This is a genomic window from Ruegeria sp. AG6, from assembly GCF_056541565.1.
On the sequence record NZ_JBQFYQ010000003.1, the window covers coordinates 223,886 to 243,304 of the forward strand.

General features: G+C 57.0%; 15 protein-coding genes. 9 read left to right on the forward strand and 6 right to left on the reverse strand.

All coding sequences use genetic code 11. The annotated features are described in order from the left end of the window. The first annotated feature begins 279 nt into the window (after positions 1-279). Positions 280-3,183: a M10 family metallopeptidase C-terminal domain-containing protein gene (locus ACR0I0_RS10110; protein WP_480491263.1), complete on the forward strand. Its 2,904-nt coding sequence runs from the start codon at positions 280-282 to the stop codon at positions 3,181-3,183. Between the two features lie 365 nt (positions 3,184-3,548). Here ACR0I0_RS10110 and ACR0I0_RS10115 read toward each other — a convergent pair whose 3' ends face one another. Next, complete coding sequence (locus tag ACR0I0_RS10115; RefSeq protein WP_480491265.1) at positions 3,549-4,181, reverse strand: GntR family transcriptional regulator; 633 nt, start codon at positions 4,179-4,181, stop codon at positions 3,549-3,551. 170 nt (positions 4,182-4,351) lie between these two features. Between ACR0I0_RS10115 and ACR0I0_RS10120 the strand changes: the two genes are divergently transcribed. From ACR0I0_RS10120 to ACR0I0_RS10130, 3 genes are all read left to right on the forward strand, one after another. After that, a complete protein-coding gene (locus ACR0I0_RS10120) occupies positions 4,352-5,371 on the forward strand; it encodes an AbrB family transcriptional regulator (protein WP_371807742.1) in 1,020 nt (339 codons plus the stop codon). A gap of 211 nt (positions 5,372-5,582) precedes the next feature. Continuing rightward, positions 5,583-7,322, forward strand: a complete 1,740-nt coding sequence (locus ACR0I0_RS10125) for a type I secretion system permease/ATPase (RefSeq protein WP_480491266.1) — start codon at positions 5,583-5,585, stop codon at positions 7,320-7,322. Then, entirely contained in the window at positions 7,322-8,638 is a 1,317-nt protein-coding gene (locus ACR0I0_RS10130) for an HlyD family type I secretion periplasmic adaptor subunit (RefSeq protein WP_171723734.1), read from the forward strand. The genes ACR0I0_RS10125 and ACR0I0_RS10130 overlap by 1 nt, the downstream gene beginning before the upstream one ends. An 11-nt stretch (positions 8,639-8,649) precedes the next feature. On the opposite strand, the gene ACR0I0_RS10135 is transcribed toward ACR0I0_RS10130, so the two are convergent. From ACR0I0_RS10135 to ACR0I0_RS10145, 3 genes are read right to left on the reverse strand one after another with little or no spacing between them, the layout of a single operon-like run. Beyond that, positions 8,650-9,657 (reverse strand): ABC transporter substrate-binding protein, encoded by a 1,008-nt coding sequence (locus ACR0I0_RS10135; RefSeq protein ID WP_171723733.1) that lies wholly within the window; start codon positions 9,655-9,657, stop codon positions 8,650-8,652. Then, complete coding sequence (locus ACR0I0_RS10140; RefSeq protein WP_480489044.1) at positions 9,636-11,003, reverse strand: sensor histidine kinase; 1,368 nt, start codon at positions 11,001-11,003, stop codon at positions 9,636-9,638. The genes ACR0I0_RS10135 and ACR0I0_RS10140 overlap by 22 nt, the downstream gene beginning before the upstream one ends. After that, a complete protein-coding gene (locus tag ACR0I0_RS10145; RefSeq protein ID WP_171636003.1) occupies positions 10,993-11,661 on the reverse strand; it encodes a response regulator transcription factor in 669 nt (222 codons plus the stop codon). The genes ACR0I0_RS10140 and ACR0I0_RS10145 overlap by 11 nt, the downstream gene beginning before the upstream one ends. 107 nt (positions 11,662-11,768) lie before the next feature. Between ACR0I0_RS10145 and ACR0I0_RS10150 the strand changes: the two genes are divergently transcribed. From ACR0I0_RS10150 to ACR0I0_RS10170, 5 genes are all read left to right on the forward strand, one after another. Further along, positions 11,769-12,749, forward strand: coding sequence for a Bug family tripartite tricarboxylate transporter substrate binding protein (locus tag ACR0I0_RS10150; RefSeq protein ID WP_171636000.1), 981 nt, complete (start codon positions 11,769-11,771; stop codon positions 12,747-12,749). A gap of 66 nt (positions 12,750-12,815) precedes the next feature. Continuing rightward, positions 12,816-13,298: a tripartite tricarboxylate transporter TctB family protein gene (locus ACR0I0_RS10155; protein WP_152460311.1), complete on the forward strand. Its 483-nt coding sequence runs from the start codon at positions 12,816-12,818 to the stop codon at positions 13,296-13,298. Position 13,299: 1 nt separating this feature from the next. After that, the gene (locus tag ACR0I0_RS10160) at positions 13,300-14,811 is read left to right on the forward strand and encodes a tripartite tricarboxylate transporter permease (RefSeq protein WP_171635998.1); all 1,512 of its coding nucleotides are present in this window, start codon (positions 13,300-13,302) and stop codon (positions 14,809-14,811) included. Then, positions 14,804-15,988, forward strand: coding sequence for a CaiB/BaiF CoA transferase family protein (locus tag ACR0I0_RS10165; protein ID WP_480491269.1), 1,185 nt, complete (start codon positions 14,804-14,806; stop codon positions 15,986-15,988). The genes ACR0I0_RS10160 and ACR0I0_RS10165 overlap by 8 nt, the downstream gene beginning before the upstream one ends. Beyond that, on the forward strand, positions 15,985-16,752 hold the full coding sequence (locus ACR0I0_RS10170) for a citryl-CoA lyase (protein ID WP_480491271.1): 768 nt from the start codon (positions 15,985-15,987) through the stop codon (positions 16,750-16,752). The genes ACR0I0_RS10165 and ACR0I0_RS10170 overlap by 4 nt, the downstream gene beginning before the upstream one ends. Positions 16,753-16,756: 4 nt before the next feature. Here the strand turns inward: ACR0I0_RS10170 and ACR0I0_RS10175 are convergent, their stop codons facing one another. Then, positions 16,757-17,953, reverse strand: a complete 1,197-nt coding sequence (locus ACR0I0_RS10175; protein WP_171635991.1) for an acetate/propionate family kinase — start codon at positions 17,951-17,953, stop codon at positions 16,757-16,759. Next, entirely contained in the window at positions 17,950-19,347 is a 1,398-nt protein-coding gene (locus ACR0I0_RS10180) for a bifunctional enoyl-CoA hydratase/phosphate acetyltransferase (protein WP_480491273.1), read from the reverse strand. Before ACR0I0_RS10180 ends, ACR0I0_RS10175 begins: the two co-directional genes overlap by 4 nt. Between the last annotated feature and the right edge of the window lie 72 nt (positions 19,348-19,419).

A 19,419-nucleotide genomic window follows, 5' to 3' on the forward strand; every position in this document is an offset into this window, starting at 1 on the left:
CTTGCCACCGGATCAAAAGCTTCGAGAACGGGTCCAAAAAAATTAAAAAATATTTGGCAGAATGCCTAAACCCTAAACGGCCGCAGATGCCCGGTTCAGCCAAAGAACACGGGTTTCTGTTGCACTTATGAGACGGTTCTGCCGTTGAAAGAAAGTGTCATTTGAAACATGGTGCACCTGCTGTTTCAAAAAGATCGGTGCATAGTAGTTTGTCATAAAAAGAACAATTTGAGCGTGCATCCGAGTGCAATCTAATCTTCCGAGGTACAGGGCTGAGCAATGGCAACTACGACTATAATACCAAGACCTTCCGCTTCTTCGCCGCTCAGTCCAATACAAGGTTATGTTGCCTACGGTGACGGCAATCCTTCGAACACCACCACAATTTCTTATCACTTCGAACAATACGCGGGTACACAAGCGTGGACTGCGGAATACAAGGCGGAATTCCGAGCGGCTCTTTCTGCCATCGAGGCCGTCGCAAATGTGACTTTTGTCGAATCCGGCAGTGCTTCTGCCGACTTGGTGGAAGTTATTGCGCCCACAAGTTTTTTTTCAAATCCCAGAACGCTTGGCTACCACTATACGCCATCAAGCGGTCCCTCCGTAGGCGCTTTCAACACCGCTTACTGGACTGCCGGAACAAATGGAAACGGCGATCCGGGCGGGTTTTTCTTTACTACGTTGCTCCACGAACTGGGCCATGCGCTGGGATTGGGTCATCCCCACGACACCGGTTTGGGTACAACCGTGATGAATGGCGTTACATCGCCATTTGACTCTTTCGGGACCGGCAGCCTGAATCAGGGTGTCTACACGGTGATGTCGTATAATGATGGCTGGACCGAAAAGAACGGAATTCTCTCTGTCAACGCGACTTATGGTGGTTCAACTGGGCTCGGCGCACTGGACATTGCTGCGTTGCAGGCGATGTATGGCGCCAATACCAGCCACAACTCTGCCAATAATACCTACACGCTTCCTTGGGCAAACGTCGCGGGTACCGGCTATCAGTCTATTTGGGATACTGGTGGAAACGATACCATCCAGCATGTCGGCAGTTCGAAGGCGCGGATCGACTTGCGGGCCGCAACACTGGATTATTCCGAGACCGGCGGCGGCGTAGTGTCTTACGCAGAGGGTATAAAGGGCGGCTTTACAATCGCGCATGGCGTTGTGATTGAAAACGCGATCGGTGGGACCGGTGACGACGTGATCGTCGGGAATACCGCTCAGAACGTTCTGAATGGCAACTATGGTCACGACAAAATCTATTCAGTGTCCGACGGAACCAACAACAACACCGTTTATGGCGGTTTGGGGAACGACACCATTTATCTGGCGAACGGTTCCGGTGCAGACCAGGTTTTCGGCGGCCAGGGCGACGATTGGGCCATTGTGACCAACAATGCCGGCTCGTTTTCCGGAGGAAGCGGTACTGACACAGTCCGATTTGTCAGCGCCATCAGCAGCTATCTGTTCATTAAAAACGGCACGAAATACGAATTTGTCGATGCCGTTTCACGTATCACCTTCACGGTGGAAGATGACGTCGAGGCCATTCAGTTCCTGAATGGATCACAGGCGTATACTCGTTCGAATATCGAAGCTGCCATGCAGCTTTCGGATATCGAGACGACCGGCACCACACTGAAACATGCAAGTCAGGGCATTTACGTTCTGGATGCAGGCAGCTCGAACGTGACGCTGGTATTTAATGGTCAGGCTGTTGGTCAAAACACGATCGCCGGCTGGCAGGCCATTCACGCCGAGGCTTCGGGCGGCGGTTACAAAGTGCTGTGGAAAAACGTGGATGGGACGTACGGGGAATGGACCGTAAATGCCAATGGTCAGTTCCTCAGCAGCAGCAGCATCAGCAACGTGGCTGATGTTGAGACCTTCTATGGCGCTGATTTGAACAATGACGGGCTGACGGGGCATGGTACGGTCACGGTTGAAACCAACGGCTCCACGACGCTCGTTTCGTCAAGCCTGGGTTCGTATTTGATTAACGGCACCATTGAACTGACCCTCAACGGTGCCAAAGCCGGCCCAAGCAGTATTCCCGGCTGGCAGGCCATTCACGCCGAGGCTTCGGGCGGCGGTTACAAAGTGCTGTGGAAAAACGTGGATGGCACGTTTGGGGAATGGGTGACGGATGCCAGTGGCCGTTTTGTCAGCAGCCGCATCATAGACGACGTTAGGGATGTCGAGGTCTTCTATGGCGCAAATCTGAACAATGATGGGCAAATCGGCCATATCACGACCAGCATCGAATCCAACGGTTCCACGACGCTGGGATCGTCAACCAATGGCGCATATGTAATCGGCGGCAGCATCGACTTGACGCTCAACCAGGTTAATGCCGGTCCTGGCAGCTTCGCGGGCTGGCAGGCCATTCAGGCCGAGGCATCCGGTGGCGGCTATCGGGTGTTGTGGAAGAACTCGGACGGGTCCTACGGTGAATGGACGACGAATGCGGCCGGTGAATTCCAGAGCAGCACAACAATCAGCAATGTTGCGGATGTAGAGGTCTTTTATGGCGTTGACCTGAACAATGACGGGCTGACGGGACATGGAACAATCAGCATTGAATCCAGCGGCGCGACGACGCTGGGGGCGACAACCCAAGGTGAGTATCTGATTGGCGGCACCACCAAGTTGACATTCAACAACGCCACCGTCGGACCGAACAGCTTCTCCGGCTGGCAGGCCATTCACGCCGAGGCTTCAGGTGGCGGCTACCGGGTGCTGTGGAAGAATGCGGATGGGTCCTACGGTGAATGGGTCACGGATTCCAATGGTGTATATGTCAGTTCCAACACCGTCGCTGACGTGGTGGCGGTCGAATCCTTCTATGGTTTTGATATCGATGGCAGTGGAACTGTGGGGTACCAATTGCCCAAGCTCGCTCGGCTTTCGGAAGGTGATCAGAAAGAAGTATTGGGAGAGACCGATTGGGATGAAACGGTCGATTATCTGAAGTTCGCCCCTGATCTTGAGGCGCCCGAAGACGCAGAAGACGTCTACACGCTGGTGAGCTTGCATCAGGCTCAGGACACAGCGCTTTCCGTTTCCGAAGACGCATTGGCCGCCGTTCCGAGTGGCAATGTGGACGTCGAGGGTGACGAGATCAGCCCGGCACTGATGCCCCTTTTGGAAGAAGACAGCTTTTGGATATAGATGTGCATTGGCGCTGGAGACGGCCCGTTCTGTCAAACTGACGGTGCAGTTTCTGGCGTAGTTCGCTGCTTAGGCTTGCGATTTCGATCAGTACCCCGGCCTTCCGGGCCCGCGTTGTCAGCTCTGTCGAACCTAACAGCTGGACGAAAGCAAAAACGCCAGCCCAAGCTGACGGGTCGCCAGGAATTGGGTCGGGCTTTTGCCAGAGCGGAGCCGCGGCAACACACCCTGCCGCCAGCAAGGCAGCACCGGAGTTTCCAGGCGGGTCTGGCAACGTCCAAAACCCATAGGGTGCCGCGCGAACTGCCGCCATCGATCACGGTGATATTCCAGGCAACGTTTCTTGGAGGAATAATCCGTTGGTTCTATTGGTCCTGATCGGCTGTGCGGTCGCGCTCCTGAAGGGCGCGAATGCGCATCCTCTGGCCGGCTTGAATATGTGCTCGCATTTCCATCTCGGCGGCAGCACTATCACGCGACTTGAGGGCTGCCATAATGCGCCTGTGTTCCGCGACTGCGGCATCCGCCCGTTCATTGTCCAACAGTTGCGACGGTCCGAGTATCAGTAGCGCTTTTTGCAATGAAAGCATGGATTTCGCCAGAAACCGGTTTTTGGCCACATCCAACAGGGTGGCGTGAAATACCCTGTTGATCCGGGCGGCCTCTGGCCCCGTACCTGCCTGGGCAAGTTGGTCGTTCAGAACCTCAAGTTCGTCCAATTCGATATCTGACGCGGCTCGGGCCGCCAGACGGGCCGCAGTGCCTTCAAGCACGGCACGCATCTCATAAAGCTCCATTACCTCGGCATAACTCAGGCTTCGGACCGTTGCGCCCTGCCTTGGCACATGCGTGACAAGCCCATCCGCCTCGAGCTGTCGGATCGCTTCGCGCACAGGAGTTCGGCTGACGCCCAACCGATTGGACTGGTCAATCTCTCTCAAGCGATCGCCGGGCAAAAGCGCCCCTTCGCGAATCTCGTCCAGCAACCGTTGATACACGGAATTGCCTTGGGGGCCTGGCTGAATTGAGTCGTCCTGAAAGGTCATCATGTTCTTGCTTGCACTTTGTATCCAAAGGAATACAGTTGAACACATTACGGGTCAATGGCAATGGAATTCAGGTTTTGCTCATCTTGAAGAACCACCCTTCCCCCCTTGTGAAAAGGTCGGTGACGTTTGGAATTGCAGTGCTTGGCACAGCGGTCTTTTGGGTTTTGGACCTGCCGCTGCCGTTCTTGTTCGGCCCCATGGCAGCTTGCCTGATCGCCGCGCTTGCCCAGGCGCCAATGCAAGGGTTTGGGCAGATTTCCGTTGCCGCCAGAACGATTCTGGGCGTAGCAGTCGGTGCCTCGATCACGCCGGCACTTTTTGTCGAACTGCCCAAGATGGTCACATCGATCATGCTGGTTCCCGTCTTCATAATCCTGATTGCTTTTGTTGGTGTGCCGTTTTTTCGAAAAATCTGGGGATTTGACGAAAAAACCGCATTTTACGCAGCGATGCCGGGCGGTTTGCAGGACATGATCATTTTCGGCGCCGAAGCCGGAGCCGACCCAAGAACCCTTTCCCTGATCCACGGTACGCGCGTGTTGATCATCGTCACTTTGGCGCCGTTGTTCCTGACGCTTTTCTACGATGCGGAACTCACCAATCCCATAGGACAGCCGGCGCGTGAGCTTCCTGTTCATGAACTGCTGCTGATGGTTCTGGCGGCTTTCATCGGCTGGAAAGGCGGAGAGAGAATAGGGCTTTTCGGCGCATCCATCCTTGGGCCGATGATCCTAACGGCGGCTTTGTCGTTGGGGGATTTCATTCATTCTCGCCCGCCGCGCGAAGCCGTGCTGGTCGCGCAGTTTTTCATCGGTTGCGCGATTGGAGAAAAATTTGTTGGCGTAACCTGGGGGGAGCTGCGCCGGGTTGTTGCTGCGGGCGTTGCATATGTTTTCGTACTTGCAGTTCTGGCAGCAGGTTTCACTGCCATTGTCACGTCTCTTGGTTTGGGGCGGCCCGTCGAAGCCTTTCTGGCTTTCGCACCGGGGGGGCAGGCCGAAATGACGGTTCTGGCCATCGTCTCGGGCGCTGATCTGGGCTTTGTAATCAGCCATCACCTAACGCGGATCGTGCTGGTCATCATCGGCGCGCCCGTCGCCGCTAACCTGATCTTGCGCTGCTCCAGACCTCGGAATTAGCCAGGTGTTTTGGGCCGCGACCGCATAGTTTCCGCGCGCCGGAAGCACCGCGTTCAAAGGTTGAAACACTCTTTGTGGCATTGGCCAAAAAGTGCTTCTTCCATCCCGCTGTCTGCGGTTTCTTGCTCAAAAAAACATGTGCAAACTTGGCAATGCTGAACTAACTTTCTAAATGCGGCGATGCCTGTCCGAATGATGTGGAATGTAAACTGTGAAACCTAAACACCGCCTATCAGCGGCCCCTCGCCATGAATTGCGCAACGTGCGCAATCAGGGCATTGCCTTTCTGGCCTTGGCGTTTTTGTTCAGCATCTTCGTCAACCTGCTCATGCTGACAGGTCCGCTGTTCATGCTGCAAGTATATGATCGGGTTCTTGGTTCTCGGGCAGTTGAAACTCTGACCGCACTGTTTTTGCTTGTCGCTTTGCTTTATGCGCTGATGGCCATGCTGGATTATGCGCGCGGTCGCATCGTTGCCCGCTTTGGTGCACGGTTCCAGTCGCAGCTGGATGAGCGCGTTTTCGAAGCCACGATGCGCCGGTCTCTGGTGCCCCAGGTGCGATCGGCTCCGGCGACTGCATTGCGGGATCTCGAGACCATTCGCACCTTGTGCTCTTCGCCCGTGCTGCTTGCAATTATGGATATCCCATGGACGCCTGTCTTCCTGGGGGCGATTTTCATTTTTCATCCTCTGCTTGGCTGGTTGGCCGTTGCAAGTGGCGTGCTACTTGTGCTGATCGCATTGCTCAACCAGGCCCTGACCAGTCGCAAGGTGGCCGAAGCACAATCCGCGGCGGCGCGGGCGAATGCCTTTTCCGAACACGCAAGGCAAGCAGCAGAGGTTGTGCGCTCTCAGGGAATGCAGGCGGACGTGACCCGGCGGTGGTTGAACCAGCGTTCCGAAGCTTTGCGTCAAAGCATTTCCGCTAATGACTGGACTGGTAGCTTCACGTCGCTGACGAAATCGCTTCGGCTTTTTCTGCAATCTGCCATGCTGGCTTTGGGCGCGTGGTTGGTATTGCAAAACGAAATGACGCCCGGGGCGATGATTGCGGGCTCGATTCTCTTGGGACGGGCTTTGGCCCCGGTGGAACAGGCTGTCGGCCAATGGAGTTTGGTCGAACGGGCCCGCACGGCCTGGAATTCGCTGAACCGGTTTCTGGACCAGACACCGCCAGAGGAACAGCGGATTCGTTTGCCGATCCCAAAATCCCAGTTGGAAGCCAAATCCCTGACAGTAATCCCTCCGGGTGCTTCTGCGCCAACCTTGCGAAATGTGAACCTGAAACTGGAGCCGGGAAAGGCGCTTGGTGTGATCGGCAAAAGTGGGTCGGGCAAAACGACCCTGGCCAAGGCTCTGCTTGGGCTTTGGAGACCGGCAGCTGGCGAGATCCGGTTGGGCGGCGCCACGTTGGACCAATACGATCCCAACGATCTGGGCAGCCACATAGGATACTTGCCGCAGCAGGTGACCCTGTTCAACGGAACCGTTGCTGAGAATATTGCACGGATGTCGGAAAACCCGGATTCAGAAGCGGTGGTGGCGGCGGCCAAGAAGGCCAAGGCACACGAACTGATTCTGTCATTGGAAAAGGGTTACGGCACCTTTCTTGAAGGCAATGACAGTCAGTTGTCGGGCGGCCAGAAACAGCGTATTGCGTTGGCCCGAGCGCTGTATGGCGACCCGGTCCTTCTCATTTTGGACGAGCCGAACTCGGCCCTCGACGCAGATGGCACCGAAGCTTTGAATGCTGCCGTGCGCGGCCTCAAGGAAGCGGGAAAGGCTGCCATCATCATGACGCACCGCCCGCAGGCTATTTCGGAATGTGACGATCTTGCTGTTGTGGAAAAAGGCCAGGTGGTGAGGTTTGGCAGTCGCGATGAGGTTCTGAACGCAATGGTCCAGAATGCGGGCGCGATTAAGCGCAAGCTTAGCCCCGTAGGTGAATAATGGCGAAAAAATCAACCAAGACACCCGTCCCCGTCTGGGGCATCAAAATACCTGCGTTGGTGGGATTTCTTGCCCTTGGCATTCTGGTCGGCGGGTTGGGCCTTTGGGCCGTGAAAACGCGGCTGGCCGGGGCGATTGTATCTTCGGGTGTCATCGAAGTTCAAAGCAACCGTCAGGTCGTTGAACATCCTGACGGCGGCGTGGTTGGCGAGATTTTCGTGCGCGACGGTGATACGGTTGCCTCGGGCGATTTGCTTTTGCGGTTGGATGACACATTTCTGTCTTCGGAACAGACGATCGTAGAATCTCAACTCTTTGATCTTTTGGCCCGCCGGGCCCGGCTGGAGGCCGAGCGGGATGGCCTGACATCCGAAGAATTGGCGGCGCGCCTGGCTGAGGTTCAAAAAGAATACGATATCGATCCGGACCTGATTGCAGGGCAACAGAACCTGTTCGATGCCCGGCTGGAAACGCTGTCCAAGCAGGACGAACAACTGCGCAAACAGTTGGTTCAGATAGAAAGCGAGATCGCAGGCACGCAGGCTCAGTTGGTCTCGTTGCGCCGCCAGACAGAGTTGATCGAGGCGGAGTTGAAGGATCAGCAAAGCCTGTTGAGCAGGGGTCTGACACAAAACAGCCGCGTGCTGGCGCTGCAACGCGAAGAAGCCAGTCTGACAGGCGAAATCGGCAAACTGGAAGCCTCCGTTGCGCGCCTTAAAGGACAGATTGCATCAACCGAGATCAAGATTGTCGAACTGACCGCGACCCGGCGGGAAGAAGCGATCACCACTTTGCGGGACGTTCAGGCGCAGGTGGCAGAGCTGTGGGAACGACGTTTGTCCCTGGCGGAACGTCTGGCCAGGCTTGAAATTCGCGCACCTGTCAGCGGAACGGTTTACGGCAGTCAGGTCTTTGCCCTGCAATCGGTCATTCAGCCGGGTGAACCCATGATGTATGTGGTTCCGCAGGACACGCCGCTGTTGGTCGCAGCGCGGGTGGATGCGATCCATGTGGATCAGTTGCATGTCGGGCAATCCGTTGCCCTGCGCTTTCCTGCGTTCAATCAACGCGAAACGCCCGAACTTGAAGGACAGGTCAACAACGTCTCTGCGGACACGTTCACGGATGAACAGTCCGGTTTCACCTTTTACCGCGCCGAAGTGGTGCTGAATGACGGTGAGATAGACCGGCTCAATGGCCAGGAACTTTTGCCGGGTATGCCGGTTGAGACATTGATCAAGACCGACGAACGCACGCCGTTGTCCTATCTTGTGAAACCGATGGCAGACTACTTCAACCGCGCGTTTCGCGAATGATGCGGACGCGGTTATCGCTGGATGACCGCGTTTTCCCATTCAGCCAAAAAACGGCGGCGTTTCAGCCTGTCCAGAAATGTCATGAGCCCTGGGTCCAGCCCAATCGTTTCCCGATCGGTGCCAGTTTCGTGTGGGGCCAAGGGCGGCAAGGTAACGGGGTCGCCTACCCGTTTGGTTTGGTTGGAAATCAGGTGTTTGAGAAAAGACGTGGCCGCGTCCGGTTGAGGGGTGCCATTCAGAACCATGGCCGTGCGCATCATGGTCGTCTGGAAATCCGACGGCAGAATGATTTCCACCGTGTCCTTGCTTCCAGCGCGGGCTTCGGCATAGCTGCCCAGAACGTTGTAAGCCACTGCAATCTCACCTTTGACGAGGTCATCGATCATATCCGCCGAACAACAGTAAAGGCGTACGTCCAATCCACCCATCACCTCCATAAGCCGCCAATACGTCTCGGACGCGCGGGCATCCTGCGTTGCGAACAAATATCCCAGACCGGATTGACGGATGTCATAGGTGCCCACACGGCCCCTGAAATCATCGGGACGCAAACGAAGGATTTCAATCAGTTGTTGCCGGGTCTCGGGGATGGGGCCGCCAGCAAAGGCCGCGCGGTTAATTACGATTGTCGCCGGTTCCGATGTGAACGCGAAAAGGCTTTGATGCCATTGCGCCCAGGATGGCAGCGGTATGTCGTCGATGATACGCCCGAAACCGTCGTTTGCCAGCTTCAGTTGCAGGTCCATCGCGCTGGATATGACGACATCGAAGTCTTCCGGTGCGGCGCGGACTATTCGGTCAATATCTGCGGTGCCGGTCACCAGGTATTCGACAGAGATACCGGGGTTTTCTTCGATGAAACCCGCAATCAAGGGTTCGAACAGAAAGGTGTCCGTGCTTGAGATCACGCGTAGATGCGCCTCATCCGCCGAGGCGTTGAAAACCTGCCTGTCCTCCCAGGTTTGGGCGGCAGCAACGACAGGAAGACTGAAGATAATCAAAGCGATAAGATAACGCACGCGCCGCCCCCCTGTCGATTGGTCAATTCCAGTGTGCCACCATGTGCAGATGCAACGTCCTGAACGATTGTAAGGCCCAATCCGGATCCGATGGTTCCGCTTGCGTTCTTCCCGCGCTCAAAACGGCGCGTCAAAGTGCCGATCTCGTCAGGAGGAAACCCCGGCCCACGGTCTTTGACAATTATCTGAATGCGTGGCTCCGAAACGACCTCGATGCGTACGACACTGTCGGCAGGGGCATATTTCAGAGCGTTGTCGATCATGTTGCGCACAGCGTTTTGAATAAGAATCGGATCACCCGAGTAGGAAACCTTTGGATCGCCACTCAGGGAAAGCGACAAGTCCTTCATCTCGGCGATTGGCGTGAGACGCTGCACCAGATCACGGACCAAAGCATTGAGATCAATGTCTTCGCGTTCCAGATGATCGGCGCGGAACGTGATCATCGCATGATCCAGCAATTGCCCCGCCGCGCGCGAGCTTTCATCAATGGCCCGCACCATCGAGCGCAATGCTTCGCGATTTTCTTCCTTTTCAACCCTCTGCAACGTGGCATCGGCATAAGATCGAACGGTTGCCAAAGGGGTGCGCACCCGGTGGGCCGCCTCGGCGATGAAATCCTCCGATTGGCTCAGTGACTGATCCAGTCGCCCCATCAAAGAGTTCAACGACGCCACCAAAGGCGCCATTTCGCGGGGTACGGGCTTTTTGAACGGGCTCAGGTCCTGCGGACCGCGCCGGGTGACAGAGGTCGTAAGCCTGTTCAATTGGCCAATCGTGGACGAGGTGGCCCAGAATGACAGCGCAGCGGCAAGAGCAAAGAACCCGATGCCCAAAATCGCCGCGTTGCGTGAAATCTGGTCCAGAGTTTCCGCAAGCGCGTCCTGCGTTTGGCCCAACGCGACCTCGATGATGGTTTGTTTGTTCAGGCCCACAAGGGTTCGCCGAGCACTGACCTGACGTATGGTTTCACCCCGTATCCGACTTGTTTGAAAGCTCCACTTGCCGTCGAATTGCCCTGTGGCCGGCGGCAGATCTTCATACCCTGACAAAAACGCGCCATCCTGAAAAATCGCGTAAAAAACCCGGTCGTCGGACGGTGTGCTGAGCATGGCGAAAGCTGCATAGGGAATATCAACCTCCAACTGACCGTCGCGCAAGGCGGCTGCGTCCAGAATTGAGGTGACCGACGCCCCCAGGATGCTGTCTTGCCCTTGTTGCGCGACCTGTGCGGCATAGTTGCGAACTGCGATAAACAGAAGAAACGCCAATATAGCGGCACCGCCGATCAAAGTCAGGACCAGCCTGTTCCGAAGCGATCCTGACACATAAGGATCAGGAGGCATGATCCAGCCTGTATCCAAGACCGCGAAGCGTGGTGATCTTCAGGTCCGACGCTTCAAGATGTTTACGAAGGCGGCCAACGTAAACCTCGATTGCATTGTCCGAGACATCGTCATCATATGAAAAAAGCCGGTCGGTCAGTTTCTGTTTCGAAAAAACCTGACCAGGCGCGCTGATGAACAGTTCCAGAAGGCGCAGCTCCCGGTTGCGCAACGAAACAGTCTCATCCCCTACGGTCAGATGGCCTGCCAATGGATCAAAGACTATTCCTCCCACTTCAATCGTTGTCCGTGAATTCCCGGATTTGCGACGCAGAACGGCCCGGCAGCGGGCCTCGAGTTCGGCGTGGTCGAACGGTTTGGTAACATAGTCGTCGGCCCCCAGATCCAGCGAACCGATTCGATCCGAAACCTGGCTGCGTGCGGTCAAAACGATCACGGGGGTGTCCAGATGACCTGCGCGATGCCGTTTGAGAAAGTCGCGCCCGTCCCCATCCGGCAACATGATATCCAACAGAATAAGGTCGTATTCCTGAGTTTCGGTAAAGGCAGTCGCCTCGTCCAATTTAGACGCATGATCAACCACATGGCCGTCTAACCTCATGCGCGAACAGATGGCGTTCGCCAGATCAAGATTGTCTTCCACAAGGAGGAATTTCATGGGATTTTTGCTATTTTTTCTGCGTGACAGGTTGATGTCAGGTTGATGTGTTTTTGTTCCACCCAATCTGAGCCGCCATGCGGCTGGTTGTCAAATGGGAGGACATCATGACGACATTCACACTGGGCCGTCGCGCCCTGATTGCAGCTGTGGCTGCCTTTGGTCTGGCCGGGCCGTCCATGGCTGAAGATCAGGTCGTGGACAGCATTCACTTTCTGATCCCCGGTGGCGCCGGTGGCGGCTGGGACGGAACCGCGCGCGGCACGGGCGAAGCGCTGACAAAAGCTGGCCTTGTCGGCACGGCGTCATACGAAAACATGTCGGGCGGCGGTGGTGGCAAAGCCATCGGATATCTGATTGAAAATGCCGACAGCAATCATGGCACTCTGATGGTGAATTCGACGCCGATCGTGATCCGCTCATTGACCGGTGTATTTCCTCACAACTTCCGCGATCTGACGCTGGTTTCGGGTACTATCGGCGACTATGCCGCGATCGTTGTTGGCAAAGACAGCCCGATCAACTCGATGGCGGATCTGCTTGCCGCGTTTGATGCGGACCCAGGCGGCACAGCGATCGGTGGCGGCTCGGTTCCCGGCGGCATGGACCATCTGGTCGCCGCGATGGTGATGGAAGCAGCAGGCAAGGATGCGCTTGGCGTGAAATACATCCCCTATGATGCGGGCGGCAAAGCCATGGCGGCCCTGCTGTCGGGTGAAATCGCCGCCTTGTCCACCGGTTTTTCGGAAGCGGTCGATCTGGCGAATGCGGGTGAAGTCAAGATTATCGGCGTGACATCCGAAGAGCGCGTTGATGCGGCTCCTGACGCGATGACGATGAAGGAACAGGGCATTGATACCACCTTCGTGAACTGGCGCGGCTTCTTCGCGGCCCCCGGCCTGCCCGAAGAAAAGCTGGCCGCCTACCAGGAAGCGATTGCCAAGATGTACGACACCCCGGAATGGGAAGAGGTTCGTGCACGCAATGGTTGGGTCAACATCCACAACTCGGGCGCAGATTTCCAGACGTTCCTGGAGCAGCAGGAACAGCAGATCGGCGATCTTATGAAAAAGCTGGGCTTCCTCTAAGTCCATTTTCGGCAGAGCGGATCCGCCGCTCTGCCTTCCCACGAAAAGGAACAGGGAGGGGCTCTCATGGCGCTGGATCGCTGGATCGCGCTCATTCTTCTGGGTGTGTGTTTGACATATGGCTACGCCGCTTGGTTCACGATGGACGGCAGCCTGCCCCCTTTCATGCAGCGAAATCCGATCTGGCCCAGCACCTTCCCCAAAGTGCTGTCGGTTCTGGGTGTCGTCACCACCACGATTATTTTGCTGGGCTTTGAAAAGGCGGAACCAAAGGAAGCCGATATCGATTACCGGCGACTGGGGGAATACCATCTTGATCAAGCGCTTATGTTGCTGGCCTTGATGGTGATTTACGCGCTTTGCCTGCGCCCTGTTGGGTTTCTGATCTCGACCTCGGCCTTTCTGATCCTCGGGTCTTTCATTCTGGGTGAGCGCAAATGGCACGTCATGCTACCCGTCGCGCTGATCGCCACAGGCGCGGTCTGGTATCTGGTTCAGGAAGTTCTTGGCATCTACATGCGCCCATTGCCGGGCATTTTCGGAGGCTGACATGCTCGAAGGACTTCTGATCGGTCTGCAAACGGCATTCTCAATTCAAAACCTGCTGATGGTGGTCGCAGGGTGCCTGATCGGCACGTTCATCGGCATGCTTCCGGGTCTTGGGCCGATGTCGATCATCGCCATCATGATCCCGGTGGCGATTTCCATGGGCGACCCGTCCGCAGCGCTGATCCTGCTGGCCGGAGTGTATTACGGCGCCATCTTTGGCGGTTCGACATCTTCAATCCTTCTCAACGCGCCGGGGGTCGCGGGCACTGTTGCGTCCAGTTTCGACGGCTATCCGATGGCCCGCCAAGGCAAAGCAGGCAAAGCGTTGACTGTTGCAGCTATTGCAAGTTTTGCCGGCGGTACGATCGGGGCCATTTTGTTGATGGTCTTTGCCCCTGCTCTATCTTCGGTGGCATTGCTGTTCCACTCAGCCGAGTATTTCGCGCTTATGGTCGTGGGCCTGTCGGCAATCGCAGCCTTCGCAGGCACCGGTCAAGTGGCCAAAGCCGTCATCATGACGCTACTTGGGTTGATCATGGCAACGGTCGGTGAAGGTGCATTGTTCAACCTGCCACGTTTCACAATGGGTATCATGGATCTGCAATCGGGCTTTGGCTTCATCACGCTTGCCATGGCCATGTTCGCCCTGCCCGAAGCGCTGTTTCTGGTACTCAAACCAAAGAACCTTCAGGGGGATGACGGCGAGATCAAGGACCTGCGCATCACAGGCAGCGAAGCCAAGGCCATCGCGCCGGTGATCGGTCGCCAATCTGTACAGGGCTTCTTCATCGGGGTTCTGCCCGGTGCGGGGGCAACGATTGCCAGCTTCCTCGGCTACGCAGTCGAGCGCAACATTGCCCCGAAAGAGGAGCAGGACGAATTCGGCAAAGGGTCAATAAAAGGTCTGGCCGCGCCCGAAACGGCGAACAACGCGGCATGCACCGGTTCTTTCGTGCCGCTACTGACACTGGGCATTCCCGGGTCCGGCACAACCGCGATCCTGCTTGGCGCACTAATTGCCCTGAACGTGACACCCGGCCCACGGCTGATGCTGGACGAGCCGCAGATATTCTGGGCCGTCATCATGTCAATGTTCATTGGCAACCTCGTTCTGCTGATCCTGAACCTGCCGCTGATCCCATATATCGCAAAGGTTCTCTCGGTACCGCGCAATTACCTGATCCCCTTCATTTTGTTCTTCACTCTGATGGGGGCCTATATCGGGCAGAACAATGCGACCGAGCTTTTGATACTTGTTGGCTTCGGTGTTTGCGCCACGGCGTTGAAATTTGCCGACTACCCGCTTGCGCCGCTGCTGATCGGTTTCATCCTCGGGGGGATGATGGAGGACAACTTTGCCCGCTCGATGCAGCTCTATGACGGTATTGCTTTCATCTGGGAACGTCCGATGACGCTGGGTCTGCTTGTTGTCGCGGTGCTGCTGGTGCTGTTGCCCAGCTATCGCGCACGCCGCGCGCGTGCCCGGGCCGCAGGGGTTGCCGACGGTGACTGAGCCACTGGCAGGAATACGGGTTCTCGATCTGACGAATGTCCTCGCGGGTCCGTATTGCTGCTATCAACTGGCGCTCATGGGTGCCGAAGTGATCAAGGTCGAACGCCCTGACGGTGGCGACCTTGCCCGCGTCCTGGGTGCTGATCCCGCCAGAAACAAGGCCGGTATGGGCGTCAGCTTTCTGGCGCAGAATGCTGAAAAAAAGTCCATCACGCTCAACATGAAATCAGAACGGGGCAAGGCGCTCCTGAAACGCCTTGTCCAGACAGCCGACGTGTTGGTAGAGAACTTTCGCCCCGGGGTCATGGATCGGCTTGGACTTGGGTATGGCGTCTTGCGCGATGTGAAACCCAGCCTGATTTACTGTGCCATAAGCGGATTCGGTCAGGACGGTCCCCGCCGAGGCGATCCGGCCTATGACCAGATCGTGCAGGGTATCAGTGGCGTGATGTCTGTCACCGGCGGTCCTGACACCGCACCCTATCGCGTTGGCTATCCTTTGGCGGACACGATCGGTGGGATGACGGCTGCTTTTGCAGTGTCCGCCGCCCTGAACGCGGATCCTCGCGGGGCCTATCTGGATGTGGCGATGTCCGAAGCCGTGATCTCGACAATGGGTTGGGTCGTGTCGAACTATCTGATCGCCGGTGCCATTCCCGGGGCCCATGGCAACGAAAACACGACGTCAGCACCGTCTGGAACATTTGCAGCCTCTGACGCGCCCATCAACATTGCCGCCAACCGCGACGAACAGTGGCAGGCACTGGCCAGGCATCTGGGCCGGCAAGACCTGCTGGCCCACCCGGATTATGAAACGCGCGAAGACCGCAAGCGCAATCGCCACGCCCTGCGCGCGGCGCTGGAGGAGACCTTGCGGACCAAAGCGGCATCGGACTGGGTCAGCGAACTCAACGCAATCGGAGTGCCGGCCGGGCAGGTATTGACCGTGCCCGAGGCGCTTGATGACGAACAGCTTGCCGGTCGTGGCCTGATCGGATCTTTTCGAGTGCAGGGCGAAGACATGAAACTTGCAGGCAGCCCCATTGTCATGGACGGCGAACGGCAAATGCCCCAAACCGCGCCGCCTGAACTTGGAGCAGACAATAAAGTGATCTGGTCTGAAGTTGGGTTGACCGGCGCGGAAATGGACGCTTTGAGCAAGGAAGGCATCATATGAGCGATGTGTCCAATTGGTGGACGACTTCCATCATCGATATGGAACCGGGCCGGATCGACCTGCGCGGAGAGCCGATCCAGAATCTGATCGGACATCTCAGTTTCAGCGAGATGATCTGGTTCATGGTTCGTGGCGACCGACCATCTGGGGCGCAGGTCCGGTTGTTCGAGGCCGCGCTGGTCGCCGCCGTGGACCACGGACCTCAGGCCCCTTCCATCGCAACGGCGCGCATGGCCGTGACCTGCGGGCTGCCCCTGAACAACGCGATGGCGAGCGCTGTGAACATGTTGGGGGATATTCACGGCGGGGCTGGTGAGCAAGCGGTTATGCTGTACCATTTCGTGGCGCAACATCCTGGCCGGTTGGATCAAACGCTGGACGAGTGGATCGAGCGTGAAGGAAAGATATTGCCGGGTTTTGGCCATCGTTTCCACACGCCGACGGATCCGCGCGCACCACGTCTGATGGCGTTGGTCCGTGATGCTGTGACGGACGGGGCTTGTGATGGTCAGTTCCTACAGATTGGACAGGCGATCGAGGCAGAGTTGGCCCACTGCAAAGGAAAGCCTGTTCCTATGAACATAGATGGCGCCACCGCGGTGATCTATGCCGAGTTGGGCTTTGCGCCCCCACTGGCACGCGGTCTGTTTTGCCTATCCAGATCGGTTGGCATTCTGGCCCATGCGTGGGAACAGATGCAGCAAGGCGGCCGGAACAAGGGACCGACCCCGCCTGCCTATCGCTGGACCTATGTCGAAACTTAGATCGCTAGGCAGTTCTGAGCCGTGGGCGTTTGGCCAACAGGTCAGCCGCTGCACGGGCAATGACCAGTTCTTCATTGGTCGGGATTGCCATGACCACGACGCGGGACAGATCGGTTGAAATGATCCGGTCATTGTCCGCATTTGCATCAGGATTGAGCTCGATGCCCAGCCATCCCATCCCAGAGCACACCCGGTCACGCACGAGGCGTGAGTTTTCTCCGATCCCACCGGTAAACACCAAGGCGTCGATACCGCCGAGAATGGCCGCCATCGCGCCAAGCTCGCGCCGGATACGGAAGGTGAAATAGCTGATCGCCTGTCGGCTTTCGCGTGTGTCCGCCTTTTCCAGGGTACGCATATCGTTGGACAGCCCGGACAGGCCCAACAGCCCAGATTTCCGGAACAACAGGTCTGAGATTTCGTCAGCGCTCAGCCCTTCCTGGTCCATCAGATACAGGACCACGCCAGGATCAAGTTGACCACAGCGTGACCCCATCGGCAGCCCGTCCAGTGCCGAAAAGCCCATGGTCGATCCGACGGAACGCCCTCCGATCATCGCACACATCGATGCACCATTGCCAAGATGGGCCACGACCACGCGCCCTTCGTGCAAAAGCGGCGCTGTCTTTGCCATGTGATCCGAAATGAATTCATAGCTGAGCCCGTGAAAGCCATAACGCCGAACACCTTTGTCGTAATACTCGCGCGGCAAGGCAAAAACGTCATTCTCCCACGGATGATTGCGGTGAAAGGCGGTGTCGAAACAGGCGATCTGAACCGCATTCGGAAAACGTTCCATCGCGGCCCGGGCTCCGGCCAGATTGTGCGGCTGATGCAAAGGCGCGAACGGCGACAGCTTGTCCAACTCTTGAATGGACGCCTTGGTCAATGGCACCGGAGCGTCGATGTCAGGTCCACCGTGGACAACACGATGCCCGACCGCAGTCACGTCGCTGTTTGGAAATGAGCGCGCAAGCAGGTTCAAAACCCAGTCCAGCGCTGCGGCGTGATCGCGTATTTCTCCGGCGGTGCCGCTGGCAAGGACACTTCCGTCGGAAGACTTCGCCTTGACAAACGGCTCTGGTTCTCCAATCCGCTCGACCGCGCCGGTGCACACCATGATCGGATCGTCATCGGTCAGCTCGAACAGACCAAATTTCATGGAAGACGATCCAGCGTTCAGTGTCACGACATGTGTCATGCGGGTGCTCCGGTGCGCGGTAAGGAAAAGGCTTCGTGCAGTGCCGCCACGGCACAGGATGCCAGCCGGGCTTTGTCGTCATCGGCGCGGCTGGTCAAAATGATCGGAGCTTTGGCCCCCATGACCAGACCGGCCCCTTCTGCATTGGCGATATAGGTCAGCTGCTTGGCCATCATGTTCCCGGCATCCAGATTTGGCACCACCAGAATATCGGTTTTGCCCGCGACATCCGACACAATCCCTTTGGAACGCGCAGCCGCAAGGCTGACGGCATTGTCCATGGCAAGGGGGCCGTCAACAAGCCCGCCCGTGATCTGACCGCGTTCCGCCATTTTCGACAACAAAGCCGCATCAACCGAGGATCGGATCGCCGGATTGACGGTTTCGATGGCAGACAGAACACCCGCCCTGGGGTTTTCGATCCCCAGCGACAGGGCCAGGTCGATTGCGTTCTGGACAATATCAATCTTGGTTTCCAGGTCCGGCTCGATATTGACCGCCGCATCCGTCACCAACAAAGGTCTGGGTTGGCCGGGCACGTCCATGACAAAGACATGGGTAAAGCGGCGGCCGGTGCGCAGGCCGTTTTCACGCCTGAGCGCAGCCTTCAGCAATTCATCCGTATGCAGATGCCCTTTCATCAGCGCTTTCGCACGACCTTCTGCAACCAGATCGACCGCCGCATGGGCCGCACCGACGTGATCGCTCTGCGCAATGATTTCAATCCCATCCAACGACGCTCCGATTTCGGCGGCCGCGTGAGAGATTTTGTCCGGGTTACCGATCAGAATGGGTGTGATGATCGTCTCATGCGCGGCCAGCAGCGCCCCACCCAAGGCGTTGGGCTCTTCCGGGGCTACAACGGCGGTCGGCATGGGCGGCAACGGGCGCACCTTTTCCAGCATGGCATCAAAGTGACGATGACGTTTCACCACCAGCCCGGGCAGATCCAACTCGGCGAACACCATCTCTTTCTCCGGCGCGATCACGACGGCCTGCCCGCTGACGATCACGGCACCGTCCGATGGGCGCGTAACGACCGTTTCAAAGACAACTTCCCGGTTTGGTCGCTTTTCCAGAAGGGTGACTTTGGATACCAGCTCATCACCGGCATGCGCCCTTTCCACAAAATCAAATCGCTGCGATTTATAGAGCGTCCCTGCCCCCGGCAGAACGTTTCCCAAAACGGCCGAGATCAGGGCCCCAACGAACATGGCAGGGGCAACCGCTTCGTTGATGTGGTCGCCGTCGCCGTCTTCGCTGGATAGATGAAGCGGATTGTGATTGCCGGAATTGTTGGCGAACACATAGAAATCATCAACCGAGCACGTGCGGGCCAACTCGGCAGTATCACCGACCTGAAGCTTGTCGTAAGGCGTGTTGTGGTACTGCATGAACTGTCGTTTCCATTTCGATCCGTTTGGCGACACTGAGAACTCTCTTGCTGATACCCAGTTCAGCGCGCA